The 3,802-nt window shown below is 70.0% G+C and carries 3 protein-coding genes; 2 read left to right on the forward strand and 1 reads right to left on the reverse strand.

The genetic code is table 11. From position 1 onward, the window contains the following. Positions 1-113: 113 nt before the first annotated feature. Positions 114-404 carry a DUF1540 domain-containing protein gene (locus G6027_RS16390; protein WP_182638079.1) on the reverse strand — a complete coding sequence of 97 codons (291 nt, stop codon included), beginning with the start codon at positions 402-404 and terminating at the stop codon, positions 114-116. 307 nt (positions 405-711) lie between these two features. On the opposite strand from G6027_RS16390, the gene G6027_RS16395 reads away from it, so the two are divergent. Further along, positions 712-2,301, forward strand: coding sequence for a carboxyl transferase domain-containing protein (locus tag G6027_RS16395; protein ID WP_182638080.1), 1,590 nt, complete (start codon positions 712-714; stop codon positions 2,299-2,301). An 8-nt stretch (positions 2,302-2,309) separates the two neighbouring features. Then, positions 2,310-3,802 (forward strand): acetyl-CoA carboxylase biotin carboxylase subunit (locus G6027_RS16400; protein ID WP_182638081.1); only part of this gene is annotated, 1,493 nt, incomplete at its 3' end.

A 3,802-nucleotide genomic window follows, 5' to 3' on the forward strand; every position in this document is an offset into this window, starting at 1 on the left:
TGCCGGGGACGTGGTCCGCGAGATGGGCCAGTACGTGGCCCGGGCGAGCTGACCCCCGGCCCACGCCCCAGCCCGTGCTCCGGGCCGTGCTCCGGGCCGCGGGCCTGCGGCGCCTACGCCGGGGAGTAGGTCAGGCAGTCGGCGGTGTCGGCGCCGGAACCGATCTTCACTGACTCCGCCGAGCAGAGCAGATCCTTGTTGTGCGTGCACTCCACGCGCTGACATGCGCCGACGTGAGCGCTCGCGGTGGGTAGCCCGCCCCGTACGTCGAGCGAGATGAACGTCCCGCACTCGGCGTGGTCGGGCGATCCCGCCACGGTGATCGCCGGGGCCGTGCAGTCCGCGTCGGCGTTGAACGAGCACGTGGTGACGGTGCAGTTGCTGATTCCGGTGAGAGTGGCCATGGCGGTTGCTCCTCGTATCGGTGGTGACCCGGTGGTGCCGATCCGGTTGGTGCGGACCGTTCGGGTGCCACCGAGTCAACTCCTGATCGCCTCGACTTGCAAGCAAGGAGAGCCTGTGCTAGCTCAGGTTAGCCTAAGCATCTGACCAGCGCTTTCTCTACAGATTCGCGCGGTGAATCCTGCCGACCGCCTACCCCCGCCGCCTCTCGGGGGCGTGCGCGGCCCCGGATCCCCTCTGGACATCTGTGAGCCATGGCACTATGGTCGAACTCAGTTAATCCGACTTAACTGAAAGGGAGCGGCGCTGATGACTTCCGCGACCACCGATCGCCCGACCACCAACCGCCAGGCGCACGAGGAACTCCTCACCGACCTCCGCGACCGCCTCGAGCGGGCCGCGTTGGGTGGCGGGGAGAAGGCCCGTGCCCGCCACCTCGAGCGGGGGAAGCTCCTCGCCCGCCAGCGCGTTGACGTCCTCCTGGATCCCGGTAGCCCGTTCCTCGAGCTGTCCCCGCTGGCCGCCGAGGAGATGTACGGGGGCAAGGCCCCGGGCGCCGGTGTCGTCGCCGGGATCGGCCGGGTGTCCGGGCGCGAGTGTCTGATCATCGCCAACGACGCGACCGTCTCCGGAGGCACCTACTACCCGATGACGGTCAAGAAGCACCTGCGCGGGCAGGAGGTGGCGATGGCCAACAACCTGCCGTGCATCTACCTGGTGGACTCCGGCGGGGCGATGCTCCTGCAACAGGACGAGGTCTTCCCGGACCGCGACCACTTCGGCCGGATCTTCTACAACCAGGCGAACATGTCCGCCAAGGGGATCCCGCAGATCGCCGCGGTCATGGGGTCGTGCACCGCCGGCGGCGCGTACGTCCCCGCGATGAGCGACGAGGCCGTGATCGTCCGGAACCAGGGCACGATCTTCCTCGCCGGCCCGCCGTTGGTGAAGGCGGCCACCGGGGAAGAGGTCACCGCCGAGGAGCTCGGCGGTGGTGACCTGCACGCCAAGACCTCCGGTGTGGTGGACCACCTGGCCGACGACGACTACGACGCGCTCATGAAGGTCCGCCAGATCGTGGCGACCTGCCCGCCGGCGCCCGAGCCGGACTGGGAGGTGCTCGAGCCCCGTGAGCCCGTACGCCCGCAGGCGGACCTCTACGACCTCGTCCCGGTCGACTCCCGCCAGCCCTACGACGTGCGCGACATCATCGGCACGATCGTCGACGGCGGCGAGTACACCGAGTTCAAGGAGAACTACGGTGCCTCGATGGTGACCGCGTTCGCGCGGATCCACGGCCATCCGGTGGGGATCATCGGCAACAACGGCGTCATCTTCTCCGAGTCCGCGCTCAAGGGCGCGCACTTCATCGAACTGTGCGACCGCCGCAAGATCCCCCTGGTCTTCCTGCAGAACATCACCGGCTTCATGGTCGGCAGGCAGTACGAGGCCGGCGGCATCGCCAAGAACGGCGCCAAGATGGTCACGGCCGTGGCGTGCGCCCGTGTCCCCAAGTTCACCATCGTCGTGGGCGGGTCGTTCGGTGCCGGCAACTACTCCATGTGCGGCCGCGCGTACTCGCCGCGATTCCTGTGGATGTGGCCCAACGCCCGGATCGCCGTCATGGGCGGGCCCCAGGCCGCCGACACGCTGGCTTCGGTGCGCGCCGCGCAGGTCACCAAGGCGGGCGGGGAGTGGACCGACGAGCAGCAGGCCGAGTTCACCGCGCCAATCCGTGAGCAGTTCGAGGAGCAGTCCACCGCGTACTACTCCACGGCCCGCCTGTGGGACGACGGGATCATCGATCCCGCCGACACCCGCACTGTCCTCGGTCTGGCCCTCGCGGCCGCGGCCAACGCCCCCCTCGAGCCGGTCAACAACGGCGTCTTCAGGATGTGAGAAGCCCCATGTCAGAAGTATTGACCCAGAAACTCCACACCGTTCTGGTGGCCAACCGCGGTGAGATCGCGTGTCGCGTGATCCGTTCGCTGCGGGCAGCCGGTATCCGCTCGGTCGCCGTCTACTCCGATGCCGACGCGGACGCTCTCCACGTGCGCATGGCCGATGCCGCTGTCCGCCTGGGCCCGGCCCAGGCCTCGCAGTCCTACCTCGACTTCGAGAAGGTGATCGACGCGTGCCGCCAGACCGGCGCGCAGGCCGTCCACCCGGGGTACGGATTCCTGTCCGAAAACTCGCGGTTCGCGCGGGCACTGGAGGAGGCGGGCCTGATCTTCGTGGGGCCGCCGGCCACCGCGATCGAGACGATGGGCGACAAGATCACGGCCAAGGCCGCGGTCTCGGCCCGAGACGTGCCCACCGTGCCCGGGATCTCGCGGCCGGGACTGACCGACGACGAGTTGGTCGCCGGCGCGGAGGAGGTCGGGTACCCGGTCCTCGTCAAGCCGTCCGCGGGCGGCGGCGGCAAGGGCATGCGACGGGTGGAGCGGGCGGAGGATCTGCGCGCCGCGCTCGACTCCTCCCGCCGCGAGTCGGCGGGCGCCTTCGGGGACGACACGCTGTTCCTCGAGCGGTTCGTCGACACCCCGCGCCACATCGAGGTGCAGGTCCTCGCCGACACCCACGGCAACGTCATCCACCTGGGCGAGCGTGAGTGCTCGCTGCAGCGCCGCCACCAGAAGGTCATCGAGGAGGCGCCCAGCGCGCTGCTCGACGAGGTCACCCGCCAGCGCATCGGTACCGCCGCGTGCGACGCCGCCCGCTCGGTGGGCTACGTGGGCGCCGGCACGGTCGAGTTCATCGTGTCGGCCAACGCCCCGGACGAGTTCTTCTTCATGGAGATGAACACCCGCCTCCAGGTGGAGCACCCCGTGACCGAGATGGTCACCGGTGTGGACCTGGTGGACTGGCAGGTCCGCATCGCCGCGGGCGAGGAGCTGACGCTGCGCCAGGAGGACGTGACCCTCACCGGACACGCGATCGAGGCCCGCGTCTACGCGGAGGACCCCGCCAAGGGATTCCTGCCGACCGGCGGCACCGTGCTCGGGTTGGAGGAGCCCTCGGGCGACGGCATCCGCGTGGACTCCGGCCTGCGCGTCGGCACGGTCGTCGGAAGCGACTACGACCCGATGCTCGGCAAGGTCATCGCCCACGGCACCGACCGCGCCGAGGCGCTGGCCCGGCTGGATGCCGCGCTGGCCGGCACCCACGTACTGGGCCTGCGGACCAACATCGACTTCTGCCGGTTCCTGCTGTCCCAGCCGGAGGTCGTCGCCGGCGACCTCGACACGGGCCTGCTCGACCGGACCCTCGACAACTACACCGCCACCCCGGCACCCGAGGGCGCACTGGTCGCCGTGGCCATGCACCGCACCGAGGAGCGCTGGGCCCGAGTGCCGGCAACGCGGCGGGGACCGTGGGACGTGCCCAACGGCTGGCGGGA

This window comes from Dietzia sp. SLG310A2-38A2 (assembly GCF_014145095.1).
Taxonomy (GTDB): domain Bacteria; phylum Actinomycetota; class Actinomycetes; order Mycobacteriales; family Mycobacteriaceae; genus Dietzia.

Coding starts and splice junctions, on each gene's coding strand:
- G6027_RS16395 (WP_182638080.1), top strand. CDS start 712: ATGACTTCCGCGACCACCGATCGCCCGACCACCAACCGCCAGGCGCAC.
- G6027_RS16390 (WP_182638079.1), bottom strand. CDS start 404: ATGGCCACTCTCACCGGAATCAGCAACTGCACCGTCACCACGTGCTCG.